The sequence below is a fragment of the Stenotrophomonas sp. 01N47 genome (genome assembly GCF_056399165.1).
In genome coordinates, this window is the sequence record NZ_JBFTQU010000001.1 from 684088 (window position 1) to 707329 (window position 23242).

Annotated in this window: 22 protein-coding genes; 9 read left to right on the forward strand and 13 right to left on the reverse strand. The window is 66.0% G+C overall.

The features are described 5' to 3' along the window. Window positions 1–51 precede the first annotated feature (51 nt). The 6 genes from gyrA to ligA form a co-directional block, all read right to left on the reverse strand. Window positions 52–2766, reverse strand: coding sequence for a DNA gyrase subunit A (gyrA, locus tag AC1DKR_RS03185; RefSeq protein ID WP_478031063.1), 2715 nt, complete (start codon window positions 2764–2766; stop codon window positions 52–54). A 233-nt stretch (window positions 2767–2999) separates the two neighbouring features. Next, window positions 3000–4064, reverse strand: coding sequence for an S-methyl-5-thioribose-1-phosphate isomerase (gene mtnA, locus AC1DKR_RS03190; protein WP_478031065.1), 1065 nt, complete (start codon window positions 4062–4064; stop codon window positions 3000–3002). A 48-nt stretch (window positions 4065–4112) separates the two neighbouring features. Next, entirely contained in the window at window positions 4113–4844 is a 732-nt protein-coding gene (locus tag AC1DKR_RS03195; protein ID WP_223497277.1) for a DUF3011 domain-containing protein, read from the reverse strand. Window positions 4845–4978: 134 nt separating this feature from the next. Then, the gene (gene epmA, locus AC1DKR_RS03200; protein WP_478031069.1) at window positions 4979–5935 is read right to left on the reverse strand and encodes an EF-P lysine aminoacylase EpmA; all 957 of its coding nucleotides are present in this window, start codon (window positions 5933–5935) and stop codon (window positions 4979–4981) included. After that, complete coding sequence (locus AC1DKR_RS03205) at window positions 5932–6417, reverse strand: GNAT family N-acetyltransferase (protein ID WP_025876917.1); 486 nt, start codon at window positions 6415–6417, stop codon at window positions 5932–5934. Before AC1DKR_RS03205 ends, epmA begins: the two co-directional genes overlap by 4 nt. A 51-nt stretch (window positions 6418–6468) precedes the next feature. Further along, window positions 6469–8940, reverse strand: coding sequence for an NAD-dependent DNA ligase LigA (ligA, locus tag AC1DKR_RS03210; protein WP_478031221.1), 2472 nt, complete (start codon window positions 8938–8940; stop codon window positions 6469–6471). Window positions 8941–9121: 181 nt separating this feature from the next. On the opposite strand from ligA, the gene AC1DKR_RS03215 reads away from it, so the two are divergent. After that, on the forward strand, window positions 9122–10246 hold the full coding sequence (locus tag AC1DKR_RS03215) for a pyridoxal phosphate-dependent aminotransferase (RefSeq protein ID WP_478031071.1): 1125 nt from the start codon (window positions 9122–9124) through the stop codon (window positions 10244–10246). A 73-nt stretch (window positions 10247–10319) separates the two neighbouring features. On the opposite strand, the gene zipA is transcribed toward AC1DKR_RS03215, so the two are convergent. The 6 genes from zipA to AC1DKR_RS03245 form a co-directional block, all read right to left on the reverse strand. After that, window positions 10320–11057 carry a cell division protein ZipA gene (gene zipA / locus AC1DKR_RS03220; protein ID WP_317220031.1) on the reverse strand — a complete coding sequence of 246 codons (738 nt, stop codon included), beginning with the start codon at window positions 11055–11057 and terminating at the stop codon, window positions 10320–10322. 46 nt (window positions 11058–11103) lie between these two features. Then, complete coding sequence (gene smc, locus AC1DKR_RS03225; RefSeq protein WP_478031076.1) at window positions 11104–14607, reverse strand: chromosome segregation protein SMC; 3504 nt, start codon at window positions 14605–14607, stop codon at window positions 11104–11106. A gap of 400 nt (window positions 14608–15007) precedes the next feature. Further along, window positions 15008–15460: a 50S ribosomal protein L9 gene (gene rplI / locus AC1DKR_RS03230; RefSeq protein ID WP_025876905.1), complete on the reverse strand. Its 453-nt coding sequence runs from the start codon at window positions 15458–15460 to the stop codon at window positions 15008–15010. 105 nt (window positions 15461–15565) lie between these two features. Continuing rightward, on the reverse strand, window positions 15566–15796 hold the full coding sequence (gene rpsR / locus AC1DKR_RS03235; protein ID WP_002804494.1) for a 30S ribosomal protein S18: 231 nt from the start codon (window positions 15794–15796) through the stop codon (window positions 15566–15568). An 11-nt stretch (window positions 15797–15807) separates the two neighbouring features. Beyond that, entirely contained in the window at window positions 15808–16245 is a 438-nt protein-coding gene (rpsF, locus tag AC1DKR_RS03240) for a 30S ribosomal protein S6 (protein ID WP_025876882.1), read from the reverse strand. Window positions 16246–16458: 213 nt separating this feature from the next. Next, window positions 16459–17004, reverse strand: coding sequence for a CbrC family protein (locus tag AC1DKR_RS03245; protein ID WP_312786470.1), 546 nt, complete (start codon window positions 17002–17004; stop codon window positions 16459–16461). A gap of 29 nt (window positions 17005–17033) precedes the next feature. Between AC1DKR_RS03245 and AC1DKR_RS03250 the strand changes: the two genes are divergently transcribed. Then, window positions 17034–17267, forward strand: a complete 234-nt coding sequence (locus AC1DKR_RS03250; protein ID WP_478031079.1) for a hypothetical protein — start codon at window positions 17034–17036, stop codon at window positions 17265–17267. 61 nt (window positions 17268–17328) lie between these two features. On the opposite strand, the gene AC1DKR_RS03255 is transcribed toward AC1DKR_RS03250, so the two are convergent. After that, window positions 17329–17667 carry a HesB/IscA family protein gene (locus tag AC1DKR_RS03255; protein ID WP_033831500.1) on the reverse strand — a complete coding sequence of 113 codons (339 nt, stop codon included), beginning with the start codon at window positions 17665–17667 and terminating at the stop codon, window positions 17329–17331. Window positions 17668–17797: 130 nt separating this feature from the next. Here AC1DKR_RS03255 and asnS point away from each other — a divergent pair, with 130 nt between their 5' ends. From asnS to kynU, 7 genes are all read left to right on the forward strand, one after another. Continuing rightward, window positions 17798–19192 carry an asparagine--tRNA ligase gene (gene asnS, locus AC1DKR_RS03260; RefSeq protein ID WP_012511556.1) on the forward strand — a complete coding sequence of 465 codons (1395 nt, stop codon included), beginning with the start codon at window positions 17798–17800 and terminating at the stop codon, window positions 19190–19192. 33 nt (window positions 19193–19225) lie between these two features. Beyond that, on the forward strand, window positions 19226–19525 hold the full coding sequence (locus AC1DKR_RS03265; protein ID WP_006376524.1) for a hypothetical protein: 300 nt from the start codon (window positions 19226–19228) through the stop codon (window positions 19523–19525). A gap of 7 nt (window positions 19526–19532) precedes the next feature. Then, window positions 19533–19847, forward strand: coding sequence for a hypothetical protein (locus tag AC1DKR_RS03270; protein ID WP_025876872.1), 315 nt, complete (start codon window positions 19533–19535; stop codon window positions 19845–19847). A gap of 9 nt (window positions 19848–19856) precedes the next feature. Further along, a complete protein-coding gene (locus tag AC1DKR_RS03275) occupies window positions 19857–20495 on the forward strand; it encodes an FMN-binding negative transcriptional regulator (RefSeq protein WP_363732730.1) in 639 nt (212 codons plus the stop codon). 73 nt (window positions 20496–20568) lie between these two features. Beyond that, window positions 20569–21231, forward strand: coding sequence for a carbonate dehydratase (can, locus tag AC1DKR_RS03280; RefSeq protein WP_006376530.1), 663 nt, complete (start codon window positions 20569–20571; stop codon window positions 21229–21231). A gap of 21 nt (window positions 21232–21252) precedes the next feature. Then, window positions 21253–21774 carry a 3-hydroxyanthranilate 3,4-dioxygenase gene (locus AC1DKR_RS03285; protein ID WP_363732727.1) on the forward strand — a complete coding sequence of 174 codons (522 nt, stop codon included), beginning with the start codon at window positions 21253–21255 and terminating at the stop codon, window positions 21772–21774. 167 nt (window positions 21775–21941) lie between these two features. Beyond that, the gene (gene kynU / locus AC1DKR_RS03290) at window positions 21942–23216 is read left to right on the forward strand and encodes a kynureninase (protein WP_394196547.1); all 1275 of its coding nucleotides are present in this window, start codon (window positions 21942–21944) and stop codon (window positions 23214–23216) included. Window positions 23217–23242: the final 26 nt, after the last annotated feature.

Genomic DNA, 23242 nt, shown 5'->3' on the forward strand with positions numbered 1-23242 from the left:
CGACGCCGGCACAAGGCCGGCGTCGTCGGGTACCTCAGCATCGCGGCAGGATCACTCCTGCGCGGCGTCCTCGCTGCTGGCAGCAGCCGGTGCGCCGTCGGTCGTGGCCGGGGCGGCGGCGGCCACCTCGTCCTCGTCCTCGTCGATCGAGGCATCCATGCGCTCCACCGCCTGCAGCTTCTCGTCCTTGGACAGGCGGATCAGGGTCACGCCCTGGGTGTTGCGGCCGACGCGGCTGATTTCCGAACCACGCGTACGCACCAGGGTGCCGCCATCGGAGATCAGCAGGACTTCATCGTCGGTACCCATCAGCACCGCGGCAACCAGCTTGCCATTGCGCTCGGTGGTCTGGATGCCGATGACGCCCTGCGTGCCACGACCCTTGCGCGGGTAATCCGGCAGCGGGGTACGCTTGCCGTAGCCGTTTTCGGTGGCGGTGAGGATGTAACGCAGGTTGGCGTCGTCGGCACCTTCGATCAGCGCATCGCCCGTGGCGATGGCCTCCTCGACACCGTTGTCGTCCTCGTTCTCGTCCTCGATGCCGCCAGCACTCTCGGCCACGATCAGGCTGACCACTTCCTCGCCGGCCGGCATCCTGATGCCGCGCACGCCGGTAGCGGTACGACCCATCGAGCGGACCTTGTCTTCACCGAAGCGCACGGTCTTGCCGTTGGAGGCGAACAGCAGGATGTCGCGCTCGCCATCGGTCAGGCCGACGCCGACCAGGGCATCGCCCTCGTCGAGGTTGATCGCGATCTTGCCGCGCGCCAGACGGAAGGCGAACTCACCCAGCGGGGTCTTCTTGACCGTACCGTTCTTCGTGGCGAAGAACACGAACTGGCCATCGGCGTACTCGCGCACCGGCAGCACGGCCTGCACGCGTTCGCCGGGCTCCAGCGGGATCCAGTTGATGATCGGACGACCGCGGGCGTTGGAACCAGCTTCGGGCAGCTGGTACACCGGCAGCCAGAACACCTTGCCCGAACTGGTGAAGGTCAACAGCGTGTCGTGCGTGTTGACCAGCCACAGCTGTTCGATGAAATCCTCTTCCTTGGTCGACGCCGCGCTGCGGCCACGGCCGCCACGGCGCTGCGCGCGGTACACGCTCACCGGTTGGCGCTTCACGTAGCCGGCGTGGGAGACGGTGACCACCACGTCTTCCGGGGCGATCAGGTCGAGGATGTCCAGATCTTCTTCGCTGTGGCGGATCTCGGTACGGCGCTCGTCACCGAACTCGGCCCGCACGTTGATCAGCTCTTCGCGGATCACCTGCAGCAGGCGATCGGGATCTTCCAGGATGTGGATCAGCCCGGCGATCACTTCCAGCAGCTGCTTGTATTCCTCGGTCAGGCGGTCCTGCTCCAGCCCGGTCAGGCGGTGCAGGCGCATTTCCAGGATCTGGGTCGCCTGGATCTCGGTCAGCTGGTAGCCGCCTTCGATCAGACCCACACCCTTGGGCAGGTCATCGGGACGCGAGGCTTCGGCACCGGCGGCGCCGAGCATCGAACCCACCAGGCCCGGCTCCCACAGGCGCGCAAGCATGCGCTCGCGTGCTTCGCCCGGGTTCGGCGAGGTCTTGATCAGTTCGATCATCTCGTCGATGTTGGCCAGCGCAACGGTCAGGCCTTCCAGCACGTGGGCACGGGCGCGCGCCTTGCGCAGCTCGAACACGGTGCGGCGGGTGACCACTTCGCGACGGTGGCGGACGAAGGCCTCCAGCATCTGCTTGAGGTTCATCAACTGCGGGCGGCCGTCGACCAGCGCCACCATGTTGATGCCGAACACCGACTCCATCTGGGTCTGCTGGTAGAGGTTGTTGAGCACAACCTCGGCCGACTCGCCGCGCTTGATTTCGATGTAGATGCGCATGCCGTCCTTGTCGGACTCATCGCGCAGCTCGCTGATGCCTTCGATCTTCTTTTCCTTGACCAGCTCGGCGATCTTCTCGATCAGACGCGCCTTGTTCACCTGGTAAGGAATTTCAGTGACGATGATCGATTCGCGGCCGTTGTCGGCCACTTCGACATCCGCCTTGGCACGGATGCGCACGCGGCCACGGCCGGTGCGGTAACCGGCGATGATGCCGGCGGTGCCGTTGATGATGCCCGCAGTCGGGAAATCCGGGCCCGGGATGAACTCCATCAGGCCGTCGATATCGATTTCCGGATTGTCGATCAGCGCGATGCAGGCATTGATCGATTCGGTGAGGTTGTGCGGCGGAATGTTGGTCGCCATGCCCACCGCGATACCGGCCGAACCATTGACCAGCAGGTTCGGGAACCGGGTCGGCATGACCGTCGGCTCCAGTTCCTTTTCGTCGTAGTTGGGCTGGAAATCGACGGTTTCCTTGTCGATGTCCGCCATCAGCTCATGCGCGAGCCGCGACATGCGCGCCTCGGTGTATCGCATCGCCGCGGCGGAGTCGCCGTCGACCGAACCGAAGTTACCCTGGCCATCGACCAGCATGTAGCGCAGCGAGAACGGCTGTGCCAATCGCACCAGCGTGTCGTACACCGACTGGTCGCCATGCGGGTGGTACTTACCGATGACGTCACCGACGATACGTGCCGACTTGAAGTAGGGCTTGTTGCTGTGCGCGTTGAGTTCATTCATCGCAAACAGCACACGACGATGCACCGGCTTGAGGCCATCGCGCGCATCTGGCAGCGCGCGCCCCACGATCACGCTCATGGCGTAATCGAGGTAGCTCTTGCGCATCTCGTCTTCCAGGTTGACCTGGATGATTTCCTTGGCGGTTTCTGCCATTCGGGTTCCGTTGTCTGGTAGCGGTCCAGTCCGGCGCATCCACCCGGGGGTGGTCGTGCCGGAACCTCGATTCAACCGCTGGATTCTACCACACGGGGCCGTTTTCCGCCTGCCTTTACGGTGATTTTACCGGCACAAATCAGGAACTTAGGGGGTTGCCGGCCAGCGGCCGGCACTACCGGACGCCGGGGTCGGAGCCCTTTCCAGCGGAAAGGCACCCGCCCCTGCCCGCGTCAACCGCCGAAGGCGGTACGCATGTTCTCTGCGGTCGGGTTCAGGATCACCCCCCGCTCGGTCACAATGGCATCGATCAGCTCGCCCGGGGTGACATCGAACACCGGGTTCCAGGCGGCGATGCCCTCGGCCACGGTGCGGGTGCCCCCCACGCCGTACAGTTCGCCCGGATCACGCTGCTCGATCTCGATCTGGCTGCCGTCCACGGTATCCATGTCCACCGTCGAGGACGGTGCCACGACCATGAACTTCACCCCGTGGTGGCGGGCCGCGATGGCCAGCTGGTAGGTGCCGATCTTGTTGGCGGTATCGCCGTTGGCGCAGATCCGGTCGGCGCCCACGATCACCCACTGCACGGCACCGGTCTTCATCAGGTGGGAGGCGGCCGAGTCGGCGATCAGCGTCGCGTCGATGCCGTCCTGCTGCAGCTCCCACACGGTCAGGCGCGCACCCTGCAGCCACGGCCGGGTCTCGCCGGCAAACACCCGGGCAATGCGGTCCTGGGCCATGCCGGCGCGGATCACGCCCAGCGCCGTACCGAAGCCGGCGGTGGCCAGCGAGCCGGTATTGCAATGGGTCAACACGCCGCTGCCGGCCTCGATCAGGCCGGCACCGAGTGCGCCCATGTGGCGGTTGGCGGCCAGGTCTTCTTCGGCGATCGCTTGCGCTTCAGCCTCCAGCAGCGCCTTCCAGTCGGCGCCGGCAGCGCTCAGGCAACGTCGCATGCGTGCCAGCGCCCAGGCCAGGTTGACCGCGGTCGGGCGCGAGGCATTCAGCCGCTGCAGCGCCGGTTCCAGCTGCTGCAGGGCATGCGCGCCATCGGACGCCTGCACATCACGTGCGGCCAGCACCACACCCCAGGCAGCGGCGATGCCGATGGCCGGCGCACCGCGCACGGTCAGGGCGTGGATGGCCGCGGCCACCTCATCGCTGTCATGGCAAGCCACATGCTCGACCACGAACGGCAGCTTGCGCTGGTCAAGCAGTTGCAGGGCATCGCCGGTCCACAGGATCGGGCGGATGTGGTCGTAGCGGGCGTAGTCGAGGTCGGTGGCGGTATTCATGGCCCCATTGTAGGGCCACGCCACGCACGGATGGCCCCCCGTCCGGGGTCAGTTCACCGAGAATTCGGCGCGGCAGCCGCCGTCGACCCAGATGCCGTTGCGGTTCCAGCCCCAGGTGCTGCCTTCCTCGCACGGGGTGCTGGAAAGCTGGTTGGAGAGGGTGGCGCTGGTGGAGATGCTGGCGCCACAGAAGCGGCGCTTCTTGGACTTGGATTCGCAGGTCAGCCGGCGCGGCATGTCGACGAAACGGCCCTGCTCGTCGGCCACCTCGAAGTCACCCTGGCAACCGCGGGTGGTCCACACCTCATTGCGCTTGTAGCCCCAGCCCTGCCCTTCCCGGCACGGCAGCACCGACAGCTGCCGCAGCAACCGTACCGGCGCACCGTCCAGGCGTACCGGGCAGCTCTGCGGGCGACCGTTGGACTCGCAGCGCACCACCCGTCGCACCAGGCGCTTGCGACCCTCGGCCGAGGGCGCGACATCATTCTCTGCACGGCGCGCGCGGAACTCGGCGCGGCAGCCCAGTGTCACCCACACGCCACTGCGGTCGGTGCCCCACTCGCTGCCACGGATGCAGCTGTTGCTGGACAACTGGCGGATCAGGTCGACGCCGTTGCTGACATCGATGTCGCAATGCACCCAACCCATGTCACGGGATTCGCAGGTCACTACTTCGTTGTCATAGCCAAGTGACTGCGCCGATGCGGTCGACGGAAGCAGGCCACCCCATATCGCCACGGAGTACATCGGTGCCGCTACGACCGCAAACCACTTGACCAAAGCCTTCCCCATGAATGGATGAACCACGACGCAAGTGTGCGGTATCGGCTGTGATAAAAGCATCATCGTGCTTGCTGAATCAAGCGCGCAAACGCGTGTTTTCGTTCAGCCTGCCAGGTCCAGGGGAAATCGGCTCATGCGTGGGCGAAATCGAATGCAAGCACGTCGGCGATGCGCGGTGTGCGGTGCATCGCCATCAGCAGGCGATCAATGCCAACGGCAACACCGGCACAGGCAGGCATTGAAGGCAGTGCACGCAGCAACGCTTCATCCAGCGCGGGCTGTACCTGCCCCCGTGCATGGCGACGCTGCAGGTCATGCTGGAAACGCGCGCGCTGTTCAGCCGCATCATTCAGTTCGTGATAACCGTTGGCCAGTTCCACCGCGCCCAGGTACAGCTCGAAACGCTCGGCCAATGGCGGTGTGCCGGGGCGGATGCGCGCCAGTGCCGCTTGGCTGGCGGGCCAGTCGTGGACCACGGTCATGACCGCGTCATCGAAGTGCGGTTGGATACGGTGGGTCATCAACAGATCCAGCCAATCATCGCGGGTCAGGCCTACCGGATCGATGTGCACCTCGCCCAGCGCGGCGCGCAGTTGGCCCTCATCGGCATCGAACGGGTCCACGCCGGCCTGTTGCTGGAACAGCTCGCGATAGCTCAGCACGCGCAGCGTCGCGCTGCGGCCAACCAGCGCCAACGCCTGCCCCACCAGTTCTGCGGTTTCCTGCAGCAACCGATGGTGGTCCCAGCCAACCCGATACCACTCCAGCATGGTGAACTCGGGATTGTGGCGGCCACCGGCTTCGCCATTGCGGAACACCCGGCCCAGCTCATAGCAGTCGCCCACGCCGGCAGCGAGCAGGCGCTTGAGCGGGAACTCCGGCGAGGTGCGCAGCCAGCGTCGGCGTCCGCCCGCATCGACGTGGCCGCTGAAATCGGTGTGGAAGCTGTCGATGTTCGGCTCGGTGTTGCCGGCCACGGAAAGGATCGGCGTTTCCACTTCCAGCACGCTACGCTCGGCAAAGAAGCGTCGCACCAGCGCATTGAGGCTGGCACGCTGTTGCAGGCTGCGCAGCAGTGCCTCGCTCACAGGATGCCCTCCGGGCGCGGATGGTCCAGCGGCAGGGTCAGCAGATCGCGCGTGTCATCGATGTAGCCACTGGCCAAGTACAGGCGGCGCGCCAGTTCGTTGTGATGGTTGACCTCCAGCCGCAGCCGGCTGACCCCGCGCCCGCGCGCGCGTTGTTCGCAGATGGCCAGTGCCCGCTTGCCACGGCCACGGCCACGTGCGCGATGGCTGAGGTAGAGCTCGTCGAGCAGCATGAAATGGCCGCCCTGCTCCAGGCTGAAGCCCATCGCGATCACCGCATAGCCAACGACGGCCGCGGCCTCGTCCAGCCACAGCAGCACTTCCCCGTTGCGCGGATCGGCCAGCAGCGCATCGACACCACGGCGCACGCGCGCATCGTCGAATTCGATCTTGTCTTCGGCGTAGAAATCGCGCATCAGCGCGATCAGCAGTTCCTCGTCGGCACGGGTGGCCAGGCGGAAATCCAGCGGAGCGGTCTGCATCAGTGTTCCTTTGCGGTTGCGTGCCGGGTGCCTGCGCACCCGACCGGTTCATCACTCGTGTTCGGCCAGGTAGGCCAGCAGGCGCTCTTCATCCCACACCGGAACGCCCAGCGATTGCGCCTTGTCCAGCTTTGAACCCGCTTCGGTGCCGGCCACCACGAAACTGGTCTTCTTCGACACGCTGCCCGACACCTTGGCGCCCAGCGCCTCCAGGCGCTCCTTGGCGGTATCGCGATTGAGCTGGGCCAGCGTGCCGGTAAGCACCACCGTCTGCCCGTCCAGCGGACCGGCCACCACTTCGGCCAGGGCCGGCGCACTGGACAGGATGTGCTTCATCTCCACTTCGGCGGCCAGCAACATCGCGCCATGGCCCTCGCTGTCCAGCCAGTCAGCGACGCCGCGCGCAGTGTCATCGGGCAGGCCGGCGTTGACGAACTGGCCGTGCTCGGCGTCCAGCACCGCCTGCGCGCTGGGCAGTACTGCGACCAGTTTTTCGGCGCGCAGGCGGGTGATGCCGGGAATCTCCGCTTCCACCAGCAGCTGGGCCAGGTCAAGACCTTCGCGCAGCTTTGCGCTCGGCGGATGCACGTCACTGATGCGTACCTGCCCCACCTGCAGCAGCGCATCGATGGCCTGCTGGTTGCCCTCCTGCTCGAAGAAGTGACCCAGCGAACGTGCCACCTCGCCACCGATATCCGGAACGCGCTTGAACAGCGGCCACGGCAGACGGCGGATCAACGCCAGATCGCCAAACCACTGTGCCAGCGCCTTGGCGGTGCTCTCGCCGACGTGCTCGATGCCCAACGCGAACAGCAGCCGTTCCAGCGTCGCATCACGGCTGGCGTCGATCGCAGCAATCAGGTTGTCGGCCCACTTGGTAGCGATCTTCTTCGTGTTCCATTCGAAGGCTGCCGGCTGCGCCAATGCCTGCGCGCGCCATCCCGCATCGTTGCCATCGAGCTTCAACACGGCGTTGAGCACCGCGCCGCTGCCTTCGGCCGGCAGGTGCAGTTTCAGGCTGACTGCGAGTGCCGAAGGGTCTTCTGCGTCCAACACCAGCTTCAGGTGCAGCAGCTGGTCGCGGGTGAGGCGGTACAGATCCGCCACGCTCCTGACGATGCCGGCGTCCACCAGGGTTTCGATGTACTTGTCGCCAAGGCCGTCGATATCCATCGCCCGTCGTGAGGCGAAGTGGGCGATGGCCTCCTTGCGCTGCGCCGGGCAGGACAGCTCGCCCGAACAACGCCAGGCAGCAGCCCCTTCCTCGCGCACGATTTCCGAGCCGCAGACCGGGCAGCTGGTCGGCATCTGCCAGGGCGTGGTGCCCGCAGGGCGGCGATCGAGGATGACGCTGACCACTTCCGGGATCACATCGCCGGCACGGCGCACGATCACGCTGTCGCCCACGCGCACATCCAGGCGCGCGATCTGGTCGGCGTTGTGCAGGGTCGCATTGGAGACGATCACACCGGCCACCGCGACCGGCGCAAGGCGCGCCACCGGGGTGGCAGCACCGGTGCGGCCGATCTGGATTTCGATGGCCTCCAGCGTAGTGCTCTGTTCCTGCGCCGGGAACTTGTGCGCGATGGCCCAGCGCGGTGCGCGCGAAACGAAGCCCATGCTCTGCTGACCGGCGCGATCATCAAGCTTGTAGACCACGCCATCAATGTCGAATGCCAGGCCGTCGCGACGCTCGCCGATGTCCCGGTAGTACGCCAGCAGACCCTCGCTACCTTCCACCACCTGGCACAGATCGCTGACCGGGAAGCCCCATTCGCGCAGCTGTGCCAGCGTGCCCGAATGCGTATCGGGCAACTCACCACCCTGCACTTCACCGGTACCGTAGGTGAAGAAACTGAGCCTGCGCTGCGCACTGATCTTCGGGTCAAGCTGGCGCAGCGAACCGGCCGCGGCATTGCGCGGATTGGCCAGCACCTTGCCACCATGCAGGCGCGCGCGCTCGTTGTAGGCCTCGAAGTCGGCGCGGGCCATGTAGACCTCACCGCGCACTTCCAGCACATCCGGCCAGTCCCTGCCTTTCAGGCGCTTGGGAATGTCGCCGATCTCGCGCAGGTTGGCGGTCACGTCCTCACCGGTGCTGCCATCGCCCCGGGTGGCGCCCAGCACGAAATGACCGTCCTCATAACGCAGGCTGATCGCCAGGCCGTCCATCTTCGGTTCGGCGGAAAAACGCAGGGTGCCGCGGCGCAGGCGCTCATCGATGCGGCGCACGAAGTCGGCCACTTCCTCATCGCTGAAGGCATTGGACAGCGACAGCATCGGTACTGCATGGGTGACTTCGGCGAAACGTCCCGACGGACGTGCCCCGACCTGCTGGGTCGGGCTGTCGGCACGGGCGAGATCAGGATGCTCGCGCTCCAGCGCCTCCAGCTCGCGCACCAGGCGGTCGTAGTCGACGTCGGGGATCTCCGGCGCATCCAGCTCGTGATAGGCGCGATTGGCCTGGGCGATCTGCCGGCGCAGGTCTTCGGCACGTTCGGCGGGGCTGGGGCTCATCGGAATCCGCGGGTTCTGGGATGGCCGGGAATTCTACCGCGCCTGCGCGTCAGGGCCTGTCTGTAGCGTCGAGCCCGGCTCAACGGGTGGCGAACAGCAGCCGAGCGCGGCCTGACTCTGCACGACCGCTTGCCGGCAATCACTGCCAGCGCTAGCGTGCGTCGGTCGCCCTTCCGGAACCACCCCTGTGACCCTGCCTGCCTCCCGTCGTCACTTCCTGCAACTGGCCGGCGCCGGACTCGCCCTCGCCAGCAGCGGCCTGCCCAGGTCGGCCCAGGCACAGCCAGCGACCGTGACTTCGCCAAACGCCAATGAAGGCGCGGTGCTGCTGAACTTCAACGAATGCCCCTATGGCCCCTCGCCCGCCGCCCAGCAGGCGGCACGCGACAGCATCGCCAGCTGCGGGCGTTACCGCTTCGCCTTGGCCGGTGAGGTACGCGATGCCTTCGTTGCCCAGGCCGGCATTCCCGCCGACCACGTGCGCCTGTATCCGGGCTCCAGCGAACCGCTGAACCGTGCGGCGACGCTGTGGACCGGCCCGCAGGCGGGCCTGGTAGTGGCCGACCCGACCTTCGAGACATTGGGTGAGATGGCAGCCGCGCGTGGCGCCCATGTGCAGAAGGTGCCGCTGCGCAGCGATGGTGCGCACGACCTCCGCGCGATGGTTGCCGCCGCGCACGCGCAGCCGACCGGCCTGCTGTACGTGTGCAATCCCAACAATCCCACCGGCTCGATCAGTCCCGCCGAAGAACTGGCCTGGCTACTGGCCAACAAGCCAGCCGGCACCCGCGTGCTGCTGGACGAGGCCTATCTGCAGTACAGCGAACAGCCCAGCCTGATTGCACAGGTAGCCCGGCGCGATGACCTGATCGTGCTGCGCACCTTCTCCAAGCTCTACGGCATGGCCGGCCTACGCCTCGGCGTGGCTGCAGCACATCCCGAACGCCTGCGCGAGCTGGCCAGCCTGGGCGAGAACCCGCTGCCCGTGCCTGCGCTTGCGGCAGCCCTGGCCAGCCTGCGTGACCCCCAACTGATCCCGCAGCGACGCCTGCAGAATGCCAAGGTCAGGCAGGCCACCATCGCCTGGCTGGGCAAGCGTGGCTTCCACTGCCTGCCGACCGAAGCGAACTGTTTCGTGGTGGATGTGCAGCGCGACGGCGCTGCCTTCGCCAAGGCCATGGCGGACAACGGCGTGGTGATCGGCCGCAGCTGGCCGATCTGGCCGCAGCGCGTGCGCGTGACCGTGGGCACCGAGGAAGAGATGGTGCGCTTCCGCAGCGCGTTCGCGAGGGTGGCAGGCGTACCGGCCTGACCCTATCCACGCATGGCGTGGATCTACTGTTGTGGGTGCCGACCGTTGGTCGGCACGCCAGGACCTGCCGCGCTTACCAGCGCGGGGTCTTGGTCAGCGGCGGCGCCTGGTGCTGGCGGTCATAGGCGCGCAGCTCATCACGGATGTGGGCGATGCGCTGGCGACCGAGCGCGTTGCGGCCGTCATCCAGCACCACGCCATCGAGCAGCTCGGCCATGCGCTGCACGGTCGGCAGCATCTTCTCCCAGGCATCCAGCGCGGTCAGCGGCGCCGGAAGAGTGAGGAAGAAGGCGATGGCCGGGGTTTCCATGGCGCGGATGTTGCCCATGTCGAAGCTTCCCGGTTTCATGATGCTGGCCATCGAGAAGATCGGGCCCCGTTCGGGATGACCCTCGACCAGCCGGTGGAAGACATTCATGTGGCCAAACACCAGACCGGTCTTTTCCGCTGCCACGACAATGTCTTCGCCGCGCAGTTGTTCGCCGGCGCGGGCGGCGACGAACAGCGAAACGATCTTGTCGAAATCCTGGGTCGCACGCTTGCCCAGGTCGTTGGCCGCGCCATCGACGTCGGACAGTCCCAGTTCGGCCTGCTCGACCGCGTCGCCCATGCCAGGCTCGACGCGGTCGCCGGCCACCGGCACGCCATCCTCGCCCAGCACCGGCTCGCGGCGTTCGCCGCTGGTCGGTTCAGCGCTATCGAGGCGACGGCCCTGGGGCTTCTTTTTCGGGCGGCCAAACAGGAAGATCGCAGCGACCAACAGCAGGCCGGCGGCCAGGATGCCGATGCGCAACAGTGCCGTGTCGGACATTCGTTAGGTTCTCCGGCTAGTTCATTCAGGTAACTAGGATGGCACGTCAGGCCGCGCCCGCCAATCGCGCGGCTTCTTCCAGGTCCACACTGACCAGGCGGCTGACTCCCGGCTCGCGCATCGTCACGCCCGACAACTGGTGCGCCGCTTCCATCGTGGCCTTGTTGTGGCTGACGAACAGGAACTGCACCTTCTCGCTCATTTCCTTGACCATGTTGGCCAGGCGGCCGACGTTGGCTTCATCCAGCGGCGCGTCCACCTCGTCCAGCAGGCAGAACGGTGCCGGGTTGAGCTGGAAGATCGCAAACACCAGCGCCACGGCGGTCATCGCCTTTTCGCCGCCGGACAGCAGCGAGATGCTCGACACGCGCTTGCCCGGGGGACGCGCCATGATGGTCACGCCGGTATCGAGAAGGTCTTCGCCGGTCAGCTCCAGGTAGGCGTGGCCGCCACCGAACAGGCGCGGATACAGCGCCTGCACACCAGCGTTGACACGGTCGAAGGTGTCCTTGAAGCGGCCCCGGGTTTCGCGGTCGATCTTGCGGATCGCATCTTCCAGGGTCTCCAGCGCGGTGGTCAGGTCCACGTGCTGCGCATCCAGATACTCCGAGCGCTGCGAGGCTTCGCCATACTCGTGGATCGCGGCCAGGTTGACCGGCTCCAGCCGGCGCATGCGACCGTCGATCTGGTGCACCGCCTGCTCCCAGTCGCCCAGGCGGGCCTCTTCGGGCAGCGCGTTGATCACATCCTGCAGCACGAAACCGGCCTTCTCCACTGCGCCCTGCAGGGTTTCGGCACTGAGTACCAGCGCCTGCTGGTCCAGCTTGCGCTGCGAGATGCGCTCGCGCTGGGACAGCGCCTGCTCGTCGCGCTGGTGGCGGGTCTGCTCGTAGTTGCGCAGTTCGGCATCGATGCCATCCAGCAACGTGCGCGCTTCGGTCAGCACGCGATCGGCACGCACGCGCTCTTCCAGCGCGTTCTGGTGCTCGGCCTGCAGCGATTCCACCGGGGTATCGCCTTCGTCCAGCTGCGAATGCAGTTCGCCCAGGCGTGCATCAAGCTGGCCACGCTGCGTACTCATGCGTTCCAGCGCCTGGCTCAACGACGCCACCTGGGCGCGCTGTGATTCCAGGGTCAGGGCCAACGCGTGCGACCGCTCGCGCACCGCACGGGCGGCGTCGCGGGCCAGATCACGCGCCTCGGTCAACTGACGGCGTTCGCCCTCCAGGCCCTGTCGGTTCGACTCCAGGTCACCCATGCTGTTGACCGCATTCTCCAGCCGCGAACGCGCTTCACGCGCCTGCTCGCGATTGATGTCCAGGGTCTCCAGCAACTGGCTCAGCTCGCCTTCGATACGGTCGATGCGCGTACGTGCCGCCTCGACCTTGCCCTGCTGGCCCTGCAGCTGGCCGGCCAGTTCGGACACCGCGCGGTGCGCCAGGTACAGCGCGCGCTGCGCATCCTCGCGCTGCTGTTCGGCCGCCAGCAGGTGCTCACGGAAACCGGCCAACTGTTCTTCCAGTTCGGCTTCGCGCGATTGCAGCTGTTCTATCTGCTCGCGCAGCTCATTGATTTCGCGTTCGCGCAGCAAGGCGCCCTGCTTGGCGGCGCCGGAGCGCGATACGCGCACCCAGCCTTCGCCCAAGCGTTCACCGCCCTGGGTAATGATGGAATCACCCTCAGGCAGGCTGGCCTGCAGTGCATTGGCTTCGGCCAGGTCGCGCGCACCGTGCAGGCGCGCAAGCAGGCGCCGGATCGGCGCCGGGCCACGCACGCGTGCAGCCAGCGAGGTCGGCGCAACCTTCAGGTCCGCGCCGTCATTGGCAACCAGCGCGATGCGGCCTTCGCCCAGTTCGCCCAGCGCGTCGACCAAGCTGGCCGGGTCATCGACCAGCACGCCTTCGATCAACTGGCCGAGGGCGCTTTCCACTGCGTTTTCCCAGCCGGCATCGACGTCCAGGCGCTCGCCCACGCGCGCGGCCGAATCCAGGCCACGCGACTTCAGCCACGCCACCGCCGCGCCCTGCTCCTGGCCGAGTGCAGCCTGCTGCAGGGTTTCCAGCGAAGACAGGCGCCCGCGCAAGCCATTGACCTGCTTGCGCAGCTCGGCCAGCTCGTTCTGCCCGTTGCGCTGCTGCTCCTGCACGGCGGCGACACCGTGCTTGCGCTCCTCGACCTGCTCGGTCAGCTCATCCAGCGCGGTCTTCTGCGTATCGTGCTGCAGGTGCAGCTGCTCGAAGACTTCATCCAGTGCATCCACGTCCAGCCCAGCACGTTCGGCCGCCAGCGCTTCGCGGCGGCGATCGGCATCAAGGATCTGCTTGTCCAGGTAGTCCACGCGGGTGCGCTCGACCTCGCCAGCGCGCGAGGCTTCCGAGCTCTGCGAGGTGTGCTGCTCCCAACGCTGCTGCCAATCGGACAACCGCGCTTCGGCCTCACGCAGGCCTTCCTGCTTGATCTCGTTTTCTTCCTGCAGCGCTTCCAGCTGCGGGGTGGCCGCATCGACCGCTTCGCGCAGCACCATCAGCTTGGCTTCATCGCCGCTGATGTGCTGGCCGAGTTCGGCCAGTGCCTGGCGGGTTTCATCGCGCGCCTTGTGCAGGCGCTGCGACAGTTCGCGCTGGTGCTGGATCTGCTGTTCGAGGCGGGCCAGCGTGCTGCCCACCTGGTAGACCTCGGCCTGCGCGGCATTGAGCGCGTCGGCAGCCTCCTCGCGGCGCACGCGGGAAGTCTCGATCCGCGCCTCAGCGTCGCGCTGGTCGGCAATCAGCTGCTGCAGCTTGGTTTCTTCCTGCGACAGCCCTTCGCGCAGCTTGGACAGGCGACCATCCAGGCCACGGTATTCCAGCGCCTTCCACTCCGCATCCTTGACCCGGCGTTCTTCCTGCAACGCCTGGTACTGCTCGGCCTGCTTGGCCTGCCGCTTGAGGTGCTCGAGCTGCTTGGTTATTTCCTCGCGCAGGTCGCCAAGGCGGTCCAGGTTCTCGCGGGTGTGGCGGATGCGGGTCTCGGTTTCCTTGCGGCGCTCCTTGTACTTGGAGATGCCGGCGGCCTCTTCCAGGTACACGCGCAGGTCTTCCGGACGCGCCTCGATGATCTGGCTGATCATGCCCTGTTCGATGATCGAGTAGCTGCGCGGGCCCAGGCCAGTGCCGAGGAACAGGTCGGTGATGTCGCGACGACGGCACTTGGTGCCGTTGAGGTAATAGTTGCTGCTGCCGTCACGGCTGACGGTACGCTTGACCGAGATCTCGTTGAACGAGGCGTACTCGCCGGAAATCGTGTGGTCGGAGTTGTCGAAGATCAGCTCGACGGTGGCCTGCGAGACCGGCTTGCGGGCATTGGAACCGGAGAAGATCACGTCGGTGAGCGAGTCACCACGCAGGCGGCTGGCCGAACTTTCGCCCATGACCCAACGCACCGCGTCGATGATGTTCGACTTGCCACAGCCATTGGGGCCCACCACGCCGGTCATGTTGGTCGGCAGGTGCAGGGTGGTCGGATCGACGAAGGACTTGAAGCCGGACAGCTTGATCGTGGAAAGACGCATGGCGTGATTGGGTTCCGGGCAAGGGCCTTACGGCCGCCACCATAGTGGATGTCAGGTCAGCCAGCACCTCAAGCCCTTGATTTCAAAAGAATTCAACAAGGCCAAGGGTGACGCAATGGAATGAGTATAGCGGGGCCAATGTTCCACGGGCGGGATGACCGGGGGAGGAGGCTCAGCGCTCACGCCCGCTCGTGCTTCCCGGCTCTGCCGGGGGCCGCCCCGTAAACCGACCCGGGTCCGGAAAATGAGACCAACGCATTGATCTTCATGGATTCATCCAGGATCTATCGGCACGGGCGTCGCACGCCAAGCACCGACCCGGCCGGACGGGCCGCCCCAAAACAAAACGGGCACCCTTGCGGGCGCCCGTTCTGGTGACACCAAGCCTTGCGGCGTGGGATCAGGCCTTTTCGGCTTCAACCACGACCTTGACGGTGGTCTCGACGTCCGCGTGCAGGTGCACCAGGACTTCGTACTCGCCAATGTTGCGGAAGGCACCTTCGCCCAGGATGACTTCGCTCTTGCTCAGCGCCAGGCCGGCAGCGGTGAAGGCATCGGCGATTTCGCGCGCGCCGACCGAGCCGTACAGCTTGCCTTCGGTCGAAGCGTTGGCGGCGACGGTCACGCTCGCGCCTTCCAGCTTGGCCTTGCGGGCTTCGGCTTCAGCGTGGATGGACTGGGCCTTGGCTTCGTAATCAGCGCGCTTGGCTTCGAACTCGGCCTTGTTGCTCTCGGTGGCCGGAACGGCCTTGCCCTGCGGCACGAGGAAGTTACGGCCGTAGCCCGGCTTCACGTCGACCAGGTCGCCCAGGTTGCCGAGGTTGGTGACTTTCTGCAGGAGGATCAGCTGCATGGTATTGCTCCAGATAAGTTATTCGTTAGCGAGGCGCGGGCCCCGCAACAAAGGCTGTCCGAATAGCTGGCACAGCGGGGGCAGCGCGAAGCTGCCCCGCCGGCATCAGACGTCGTGGTTGTCGGTGTACGGAATCAGGGCCAGGAAGCGAGCGCGCTTGACGGCGGTCGCCAGCTGACGCTGGTACTTCGACTTGGTACCGGTGACGCGGCTCGGCACGATCTTGCCGTTCTCGGTCAGGTACTGGCGCAGGGTGTTGAGATCCTTGTAGTCGATCTCCTTGACACCTTCGGCCGTGAACTTGCAGAACTTGCGGCGACGGAAGAACTTGGACATGTCAGTGCTCCTTAGGCGGCCGAAGCGGCGTCGTCGCCGGCATCGTTGTCAGCGGCGGGGGTGGTTTCGCCTTCTTCGTCATCACGACGACGACGCTCACCACGCTCGGGCTTGTCGCCCTTCTCGTCCTTGCTCTTCATGATCAGCGACTGCTCGGTGTCAGCCTCGTCACGCTTGATGACCAGGTTGCGCAGGACGGCGTCGTTGAAGCGGAAGCTTTCGGTCAGCTCGGTCAGCACGGCCTGGTCGACTTCGATGTTCAGCAGCACGTAGTGCGCCTTCACCAGGTTCTGGATCGGGTACGCCAGCTGGCGGCGGCCCCAGTCTTCCAGACGGTGGATGGTGCCGTTGCCGTTCTCGACCAGCGACTTGTAGCGCTCGATCATGGCCGGGACCTGCTCGCTCTGGTCCGGGTGGACCATGAACACGATTTCGTAATGACGACTCATGTTTTTCTACCTTTCGGATGTGGCCTTGCGGCCGGACAGCCCCCCGCCGTTGATACCGCGGTGGGGCAAGGGATCCTGCCAGGGAGGCAGGAAGCCGCGCATTATTGCGCAGATTGGGGGGCGTGAACAAGGCACGGACCTTCAGGGTCCACCGAGGGACCGCAGGAAGCGCCCCGAAATCCAAAACATTCCCTTAAAATTCAATTACCTGAACTACCCCAGATCCACATGCAGGCGGTGCTGGCCGCATTGCAGGCACTGGAACAGGCACCCCACCAACATCCCCTCACGAGTCAGGTGCTGCAGCACCCAGCCAGCATCACGCGGGTTGACCGCTTCCACGTCGGGCCGGACCTCGTCCAGGATCGGCGCCAGGTCATCACGGCCGGCATAGCCCAGGAAGGCACAAGGAGTATTGCAGTGGGTCAGCCAGACCGGCTGCTGCCAGGAGAAGTAACCTGGGGTGCGCTCGCAGATCTCCAGCAACTGCTCGCGGGGAATGGTCGGTGGCGGATCGGCCGGGTCCGGCGACACACCCTCGATGTCGCTCCAGCCGATGAAATCGCACTGGAAACGCTCAACCGCCCGGCCATCGGCGATGCACCAGGGGCACAGGTAGTCCGGCGCATCGCCGGCACAATGGAAGCTGCACAGGTAGCGCAGCGTTCGCGGCTCGCCACAGCAATCGCAGACACCCGCCACCTCCTCGAAGGAGATCGCGTAGGCGTTGGGAGAATAAGCAAAAACCGGTCGTTCCATCCGTGGATCCTCTGCGCTAACGTCCAGCCATGGACCGCCTCACACGAATCCGACGCTGGATCAACCGCGACGATGGACGCCTGTTCCGTGTGGGCAACGGCCCGATCAGCGGCGCTACGGCCCTGGGCTCTCTGAGCTTGGTGGCGGCACTGCTGATGCATCTTCTGCGCGAAGCCACAGGGTTGCCAGGTAGCTATGCGGCGGCCTGCCTGACGATAGCCGGCGCGTTGCTGGCCTGGGATGCCTGCCGCAACCACCGTTGACCACGGCAAGGGGCGCTCCAACATCGGTGCCAACCAAGGTCAGCACCCACCCAAGCGGGGCTCAGGCCTTGTCGGCGTCGGTTGTGAAGCTCTCGCCGCAGCCGCACTCGGCGGTGGCATTCGGGTTGCTGAACGTGAAGGTCTCGCTCAGGCCGTGCTTGCCGAAGTCGATCACGGTGCCGTCCACCAGGGCCAGGCTCTTGGCGTCGACATAGATCTTCACCCCGTCCTGGTCGAACACGGTGTCGTCCGCGCGCTCGTCGCGGGCCAGGTCGGTGATGTGGCCCCAGCCCGAGCAGCCGGTCTTGGTCACGCCAAAACGCAGGCCCAGCGCGCCGGGGGTCTGGGCGACGAAGCGCTGCACGCGCTCGAAGGCAATAGGGGTCAGGCTGACAGCCATGGTGGATCACTCCAGAGGTACCGGGACATTATAGGGAGCCGATGACCGCAGAAATGCCTCGCAAGCAGAACGCTGCAACCGGTAAACTCCCGTGTTCATAGATCGAGTCGATCAGCAGAGGATTCAAGTCATGACGGTGGTCAGCGTTGAACATGCGCTTGCCGGGAAGATCCCGGAAGGTGGCGAAGTCACGGTACGCGGTTGGGTGCGCACGGTGCGCGGTTCAGCAAATCTGGCTTTCGTGAATGTGACCGACGGCTCCTGCTTCGCCCCGATCCAGGTCGTGGCCGGCGACGCGCTGGCCAACTTCGACGAGATCAAGCGCCTGACCACCGGCTGCTCGCTGGTGGCCACCGGCACGCTGGTGAAGTCGCAGGGCAAGGGCCAGTCGTTCGAGATCCAGGCCAGCGCGGTCGAGGTGGTCGGCTGGGTCGAAGACCCGCTCACCTACCCGATCCAGCCCAAGCCGATGACGCCGGAGTTCCTGCGTGAAGTGGCGCACCTGCGCCCGCGCACCAACCTGTTCGGCGCGGTCACCCGCATCCGCAACTGCCTGGCCCAGGCCGTGCACCGCTTCTTCCACGAGAACGGCTTCAACTGGATCAGCACCCCGATCATCACCACCTCCGATGCCGAAGGCGCCGGCCAGATGTTCCGCGTGTCCACCCTGGACATGGTGAACCTGCCGCGTGACGCCCAGGGCGGGATCGACTTCAGCCGCGACTTCTTCGGGAAGGAAACCTTCCTGACCGTGTCCGGCCAGCTGAACGTCGAGGCCTACTGCCTGGCGCTGAGCAAGGTGTACACCTTCGGCCCGACCTTCCGCGCCGAGAACAGCCACACCACCCGCCACCTGGCGGAGTTCTGGATGATCGAGCCGGAAATCGCCTTCGCCGACCTGGCCGAAGACGCACGTCTGGCCGAGGAATTCCTGAAGTACCTGTTCCGCGCGGTGCTCAACGAGCGCGGCGACGACCTGGCCTTCATCGCCGAGCGCGTGGACAAGAACGCGATCACCAAGCTGGAAGACTTCATCAACGCGCCGTTCGAACGCATCGATTACACCGATGCGGTCAGCCTGCTGCAGAAGTCCGGAAAGAAGTTCGACTTCCCGGTCGAATGGGGCCTGGACCTGCAGACCGAGCACGAGCGCTGGCTGACCGAGGAACACGTCGGTCGCCCGGTGGTGGTGACCAACTACCCCGAGCACATCAAGGCCTTCTACATGCGCCTGAACGATGACGGCAAGACCGTCGCGGCAATGGACGTGCTGGCCCCGGGCATCGGCGAGATCATCGGTGGCAGCCAGCGCGAAGAGCGCCTGGACGTGCTGGATGCACGCATGGCGCAGTTCGGCCTGGATCGCGAGCACTACAGCTGGTACCGCGATTTCCGCCGCTACGGCTCGGTACCGCACGCCGGCTTCGGCCTGGGCTTCGAGCGCCTGGTGGTCTACGTTTGCGGCCTGTCCAACATCCGCGATGCGATCCCCTACCCGCGCGCCCCGGGCAGCGCGGACTTCTAAGCCCACACGCACGACCACGGAGGTACTGCCCCCATGACCCTGTTCTTCGCCCTGTGTTTCGTCGGCGTTGCAGTGGCCGGGTTCAGTGCCTTCGTGATTTTCTGGCCGCTGACCCTGGTGCATGTGCGCGATCGCCATCCGGCGCTGGCGCAGCGCTTCGGCAGTGGCGCCTTCCTCAAGCCCGATGCGCTGGGCTGGCTGCTGCGGCGCGAATACCGCACCCAGCCGGACCGCTCGCTGTCCGGGCTGGCGACGCCCGCCTGGGTATCGCTGCTGACCCTGCTGGCCGGACTGGGCATGGCTGCCCTGCTCTGGCTGGCCTCGCTCTGGTAAGACATACATGAACGACCTTTCCCACGTCCGCGACAGCTGGTGGCTGGCCAGCCTCGGCAACACCCTGATCTGGGCGCGCCTGCGCATCCGCGAGGCCGGCACTGCCGAAGTACTGGACAGCGATGGCAATACGCTGAGCTACGACAGCGAAGACACTGCCCGCTCGCAGCTGTTCGATGCCGAGTTCGTCGAGTACGACGGCCTGGATGAAGAAGATGCGCTGGTGCGCGGCTTCTCGCTGCATGAAGTGCAGCCACCGCAGGCAGGCAGCGACGAAGGCCTGCGCGGGCGCATGGTGCAGTCGCTTGGCAGCCGCGCCTGAGGCCAACCGATGTTCACCCCGCGCGCTTTCGCCGAGACCGACCTGCTGTGGCTGGATCGCCTGCTGGCGCGTGATCCGTTCGTAACCGTGCTGACCGCCGGTGGCGATGGCCTGCCGGAACTGACCCGGCTGCCGGTGCTGTACCAACGCGACGGCGACCACATCGAGCTGCGCGGCCACTGGGCCCGTGCCAACCCGCAGGCACGTCACACCGGCGCAGCCAAACTGCTGGTGGACGGGCCGCACGGCTATGTGTCGGCCAGCTGGTACCCGGACAAGGAGCCTGCCGCGCGGGTGCCCACCTGGAACTACGCCGCCGCCGAGCTGCGCGGCCAGTTGCAGCCGTTCGACGATACCGATGCCCTGGCCCAACTGGTCAGCGACATCGGCGACCACTTCGAAGCCAGCGTCGGCCAGGACTGGCGGTTCGAACCCGAGCGTGACGACCACCGCCGCCAGCTGCGCGGCATCGTCGGCTTCCGCTTCACCGTCGAGCAGGTGCAGCTGACGCTGAAGCTGAGCCAGAACCACCCCGAGGCCAACCAGCAGGCGGTGATGACCGAACTGGAACGCCTGGACAATCCCCATTCCACCGAACTGGCGCAGTGGATGCGCCGGTATCGCGACGAAGCCGCCGCAGGCAGCTGAGCGCTCTGTTTCCCGCGACGACGCGACCAGAACGGCCGCGCCTTGCCCCCACCCGACGTCAGGGACCCCGAACATGAAAGACATCCACAAGCTGCTGCAGAACAACCGCGAATGGGCTGACCGGATCGAGAAGGAAGATCCGGACTTCTTCCATCAGCTGGCCAAGCAGCAGCATCCGGAATACCTGTGGATCGGCTGTTCCGACTCGCGCGTGCCGGCCAACCAGATCATCGGCATGGCCCCGGGTGAGGTGTTCGTGCATCGCAACGTGGCCAACGTGGTGGTGCATACCGACCTGAACTGCCTGAGCGTGATCCAGTACGCCGTGGACCAGCTGAAGGTGAAGCACATCCTGATCGTTGGCCATTACGGCTGCGGTGGCGTGCACGCCAGCCTGAACAACACGCGGGTGGGCCTGGCCGACAACTGGCTGCGCCATGTCGGTGACGTGGCACAGAAGCACGCCGCGATCATGGATGCGATCGAGGAGCCGGAGCTGAAGCATGCCCGCCTGTGCGAACTGAACGTGATCGAGCAGGTGGTCAACGCCTGCCGCTCGACGATCGTGCAGGACGCCTGGGCCCGCGGCCAGAAGCTGATGGTGCACGGCTGGGTGTACAGCCTGAAGGACGGCCGCGTGCGCGAAATGGGCATCGACGTGGGCGCACCTGAAGAACTGCAGCCGGCCTACGAGAAGGCCCTGTCCTACGTTCCGCGCCGCGGCCGGCGCGACTGACCCTCCCTTACGGACACCCCCATGCTTGCCTCCCCCATCAACCTGCTGGGCTGGATCGAGGAAAACCGGCATCTGTTGAAGCCGCCGGTCGGCAACAAGATGATCGACAACGGCGATTTCATCGTGATGGTGGTCGGCGGGCCGAACAGCCGCACCGATTTCCACTACGACGAAGGCCCGGAGTGGTTCTACCAGCTGGAAGGCGAGATGGTGCTGAAGGTGCAGGAGGATGGCGCGGTGCGCGATATCCCGATCCGTGCCGGCGAAATCTTCCTGCTGCCGGGCAAGGTGCCGCACTCGCCTCGGCGCCCGCCCGGTGGCATCGGCCTGGTGGTCGAGCGCAAGCGCCTGCCGCATGAACGCGATGGCGTGATCTGGCATTGCGAGCGCTGCAACCACAAGCTGTACGAAGAGTACTTCACGCTGCAGAACATCGAGACCGACCTGCCGAAGGTGTTCGCGCGCTACCAGGCCAGCCTGGAACTGCGCACCTGCAGCGAGTGCGGCCACGTGGATCCATTGCCGGGACCAGTGGCGGCCTGACGGCGCTCCGCCCCCGGTAGATGCCCACCTTGGTGGGCACTTGGTCGCACGTGCGCCAACCAAGGTTGGCCACTACCGGATCATGCGGCGCTGGCGCTGGGTGCGCAGCTACCGGGTGATGCCCCAGGCGCTACACTGGCAGCCCCGTTGCAGCCTGTTGCCCGACCATGTCCGACCTGCTCAGCCGCACCCACGCCATTGCCCTTGATGCCGCCGATCCGCTGCGGCCGTTGCGGCAGGAATTCCTGATTCCGCGTCACGGCGGTGGTGAGCAGACCTACTTCGTCGGCAACTCGCTGGGTCTGCAACCGCGCGGCGCGCAGGCGGCGGTGCAGGAAGTGATGAAGCAGTGGGGCGAACTGGCAGTGGAAGGCCACTTCACCGGACCGACCCAATGGCTGTCGTACCACCGTCTGGTCAGCGCGCAGCTGGCGCGCGTGGTCGGTGCACTGCCCAGCGAAGTCGTGGCGATGAACACGCTGAGCGTGAACCTGCACCTGATGATGGTCAGCTTCTACCGGCCGACAGCCGAACGCCCGGTGATCCTGATGGAAGCCGGCGCGTTCCCGACCGACCGCCATGCAGTGGAAGCGCAGATCCGCTTCCATGGCTTCGACCCGGCCGACTGCCTGGTGGAAGTGCAGCCGGATGAAACCAACGGCACGATCTCGATGGCCGCAATCGAGCGCGCGATCGCCGCACATGGTCCGCGCCTGGCGCTGGTGCTGTGGCCCGGCGTGCAGTATCGCAGCGGCCAGGCCTTCGACCTCGATGCGATCACCCGTGCCGCACGCCTGCAGGGCGCGCGCATCGGCTTCGACCTGGCGCACTCGGTCGGCAACCTGCCGCTGCACCTGCATGACGTCGCCCCGGACTTCGCCGTGTGGTGCCACTACAAATATCTCAACAGCGGCCCGGGCGCCGTGGCCGGTGCCTTCGTGCACGAGCGCCATCATCGCGACACCACGTTGCCGCGCTTTGCCGGCTGGTGGGGCCATGACGAAGCCACCCGCTTCCAGATGGCCCCGCAGTTCCAGCCCGCGGTCGGCGCCGAGGGCTGGCAGCTGAGCAATCCGCCGATCCTCGGCCTGGCACCGCTGCGGGCATCGCTGGACCTGTTCGAACGCGCTGGGATGGAATCGCTGCGCAGCAAGTCGCTGGCACTGACCGGCATGCTCGACGCACTGGTACGCGCGCGCCTGCCGCAGGTGCTGGAGATCGTCACCCCGGCCGAGCCGGAGCGCCGCGGCTGCCAGCTGTCGCTGCGGGTCATCGGCGGCCGCGAGCGCGGACGCGCCCTGTTCGAACATCTGCGCGCCATCGGCGTGCTGGGTGACTGGCGCGAACCGGACGTGATCCGCATCTCGCCCACTCCGCTCTACAACCGTTACCTCGACGTGCACCACTTCGTCGAGGAAGTGGAAGCCTGGGCTGGCCTGTAAGCCGCCCTCCCCTACTGCTGGACAGT

What these genes read in the sequence shown, in the direction of transcription:
- gyrA (WP_478031063.1), bottom strand. Translation starts at nt 2,766, where the DNA reads ATGGCAGAAACCGCCAAGGAAATCATCCAGGTCAACCTGGAAGACGAG.
- mtnA (WP_478031065.1), bottom strand. Translation starts at nt 4,064, where the DNA reads ATGAATACCGCCACCGACCTCGACTACGCCCGCTACGACCACATCCGC.
- AC1DKR_RS03205 (WP_025876917.1), bottom strand. Translation starts at nt 6,417, where the DNA reads ATGCAGACCGCTCCGCTGGATTTCCGCCTGGCCACCCGTGCCGACGAG.
- zipA (WP_317220031.1), bottom strand. Translation starts at nt 11,057, where the DNA reads ATGTCCGACACGGCACTGTTGCGCATCGGCATCCTGGCCGCCGGCCTG.
- smc (WP_478031076.1), bottom strand. Translation starts at nt 14,607, where the DNA reads ATGCGTCTTTCCACGATCAAGCTGTCCGGCTTCAAGTCCTTCGTCGAT.
- rplI (WP_025876905.1), bottom strand. Translation starts at nt 15,460, where the DNA reads ATGCAGCTGATCCTCCTGCAGAAAGTCACCAACCTCGGCAACCTGGGC.
- rpsR (WP_002804494.1), bottom strand. Translation starts at nt 15,796, where the DNA reads ATGTCCAAGTTCTTCCGTCGCCGCAAGTTCTGCAAGTTCACGGCCGAA.
- rpsF (WP_025876882.1), bottom strand. Translation starts at nt 16,245, where the DNA reads ATGAGTCGTCATTACGAAATCGTGTTCATGGTCCACCCGGACCAGAGC.
- AC1DKR_RS03245 (WP_312786470.1), bottom strand. Translation starts at nt 17,004, where the DNA reads ATGGAACGACCGGTTTTTGCTTATTCTCCCAACGCCTACGCGATCTCC.
- AC1DKR_RS03250 (WP_478031079.1), top strand. Translation starts at nt 17,034, where the DNA reads ATGGACCGCCTCACACGAATCCGACGCTGGATCAACCGCGACGATGGA.
- AC1DKR_RS03255 (WP_033831500.1), bottom strand. Translation starts at nt 17,667, where the DNA reads ATGGCTGTCAGCCTGACCCCTATTGCCTTCGAGCGCGTGCAGCGCTTC.
- asnS (WP_012511556.1), top strand. Translation starts at nt 17,798, where the DNA reads ATGACGGTGGTCAGCGTTGAACATGCGCTTGCCGGGAAGATCCCGGAA.
- AC1DKR_RS03265 (WP_006376524.1), top strand. Translation starts at nt 19,226, where the DNA reads ATGACCCTGTTCTTCGCCCTGTGTTTCGTCGGCGTTGCAGTGGCCGGG.
- AC1DKR_RS03270 (WP_025876872.1), top strand. Translation starts at nt 19,533, where the DNA reads ATGAACGACCTTTCCCACGTCCGCGACAGCTGGTGGCTGGCCAGCCTC.
- AC1DKR_RS03275 (WP_363732730.1), top strand. Translation starts at nt 19,857, where the DNA reads ATGTTCACCCCGCGCGCTTTCGCCGAGACCGACCTGCTGTGGCTGGAT.
- can (WP_006376530.1), top strand. Translation starts at nt 20,569, where the DNA reads ATGAAAGACATCCACAAGCTGCTGCAGAACAACCGCGAATGGGCTGAC.
- AC1DKR_RS03285 (WP_363732727.1), top strand. Translation starts at nt 21,253, where the DNA reads ATGCTTGCCTCCCCCATCAACCTGCTGGGCTGGATCGAGGAAAACCGG.
- kynU (WP_394196547.1), top strand. Translation starts at nt 21,942, where the DNA reads ATGTCCGACCTGCTCAGCCGCACCCACGCCATTGCCCTTGATGCCGCC.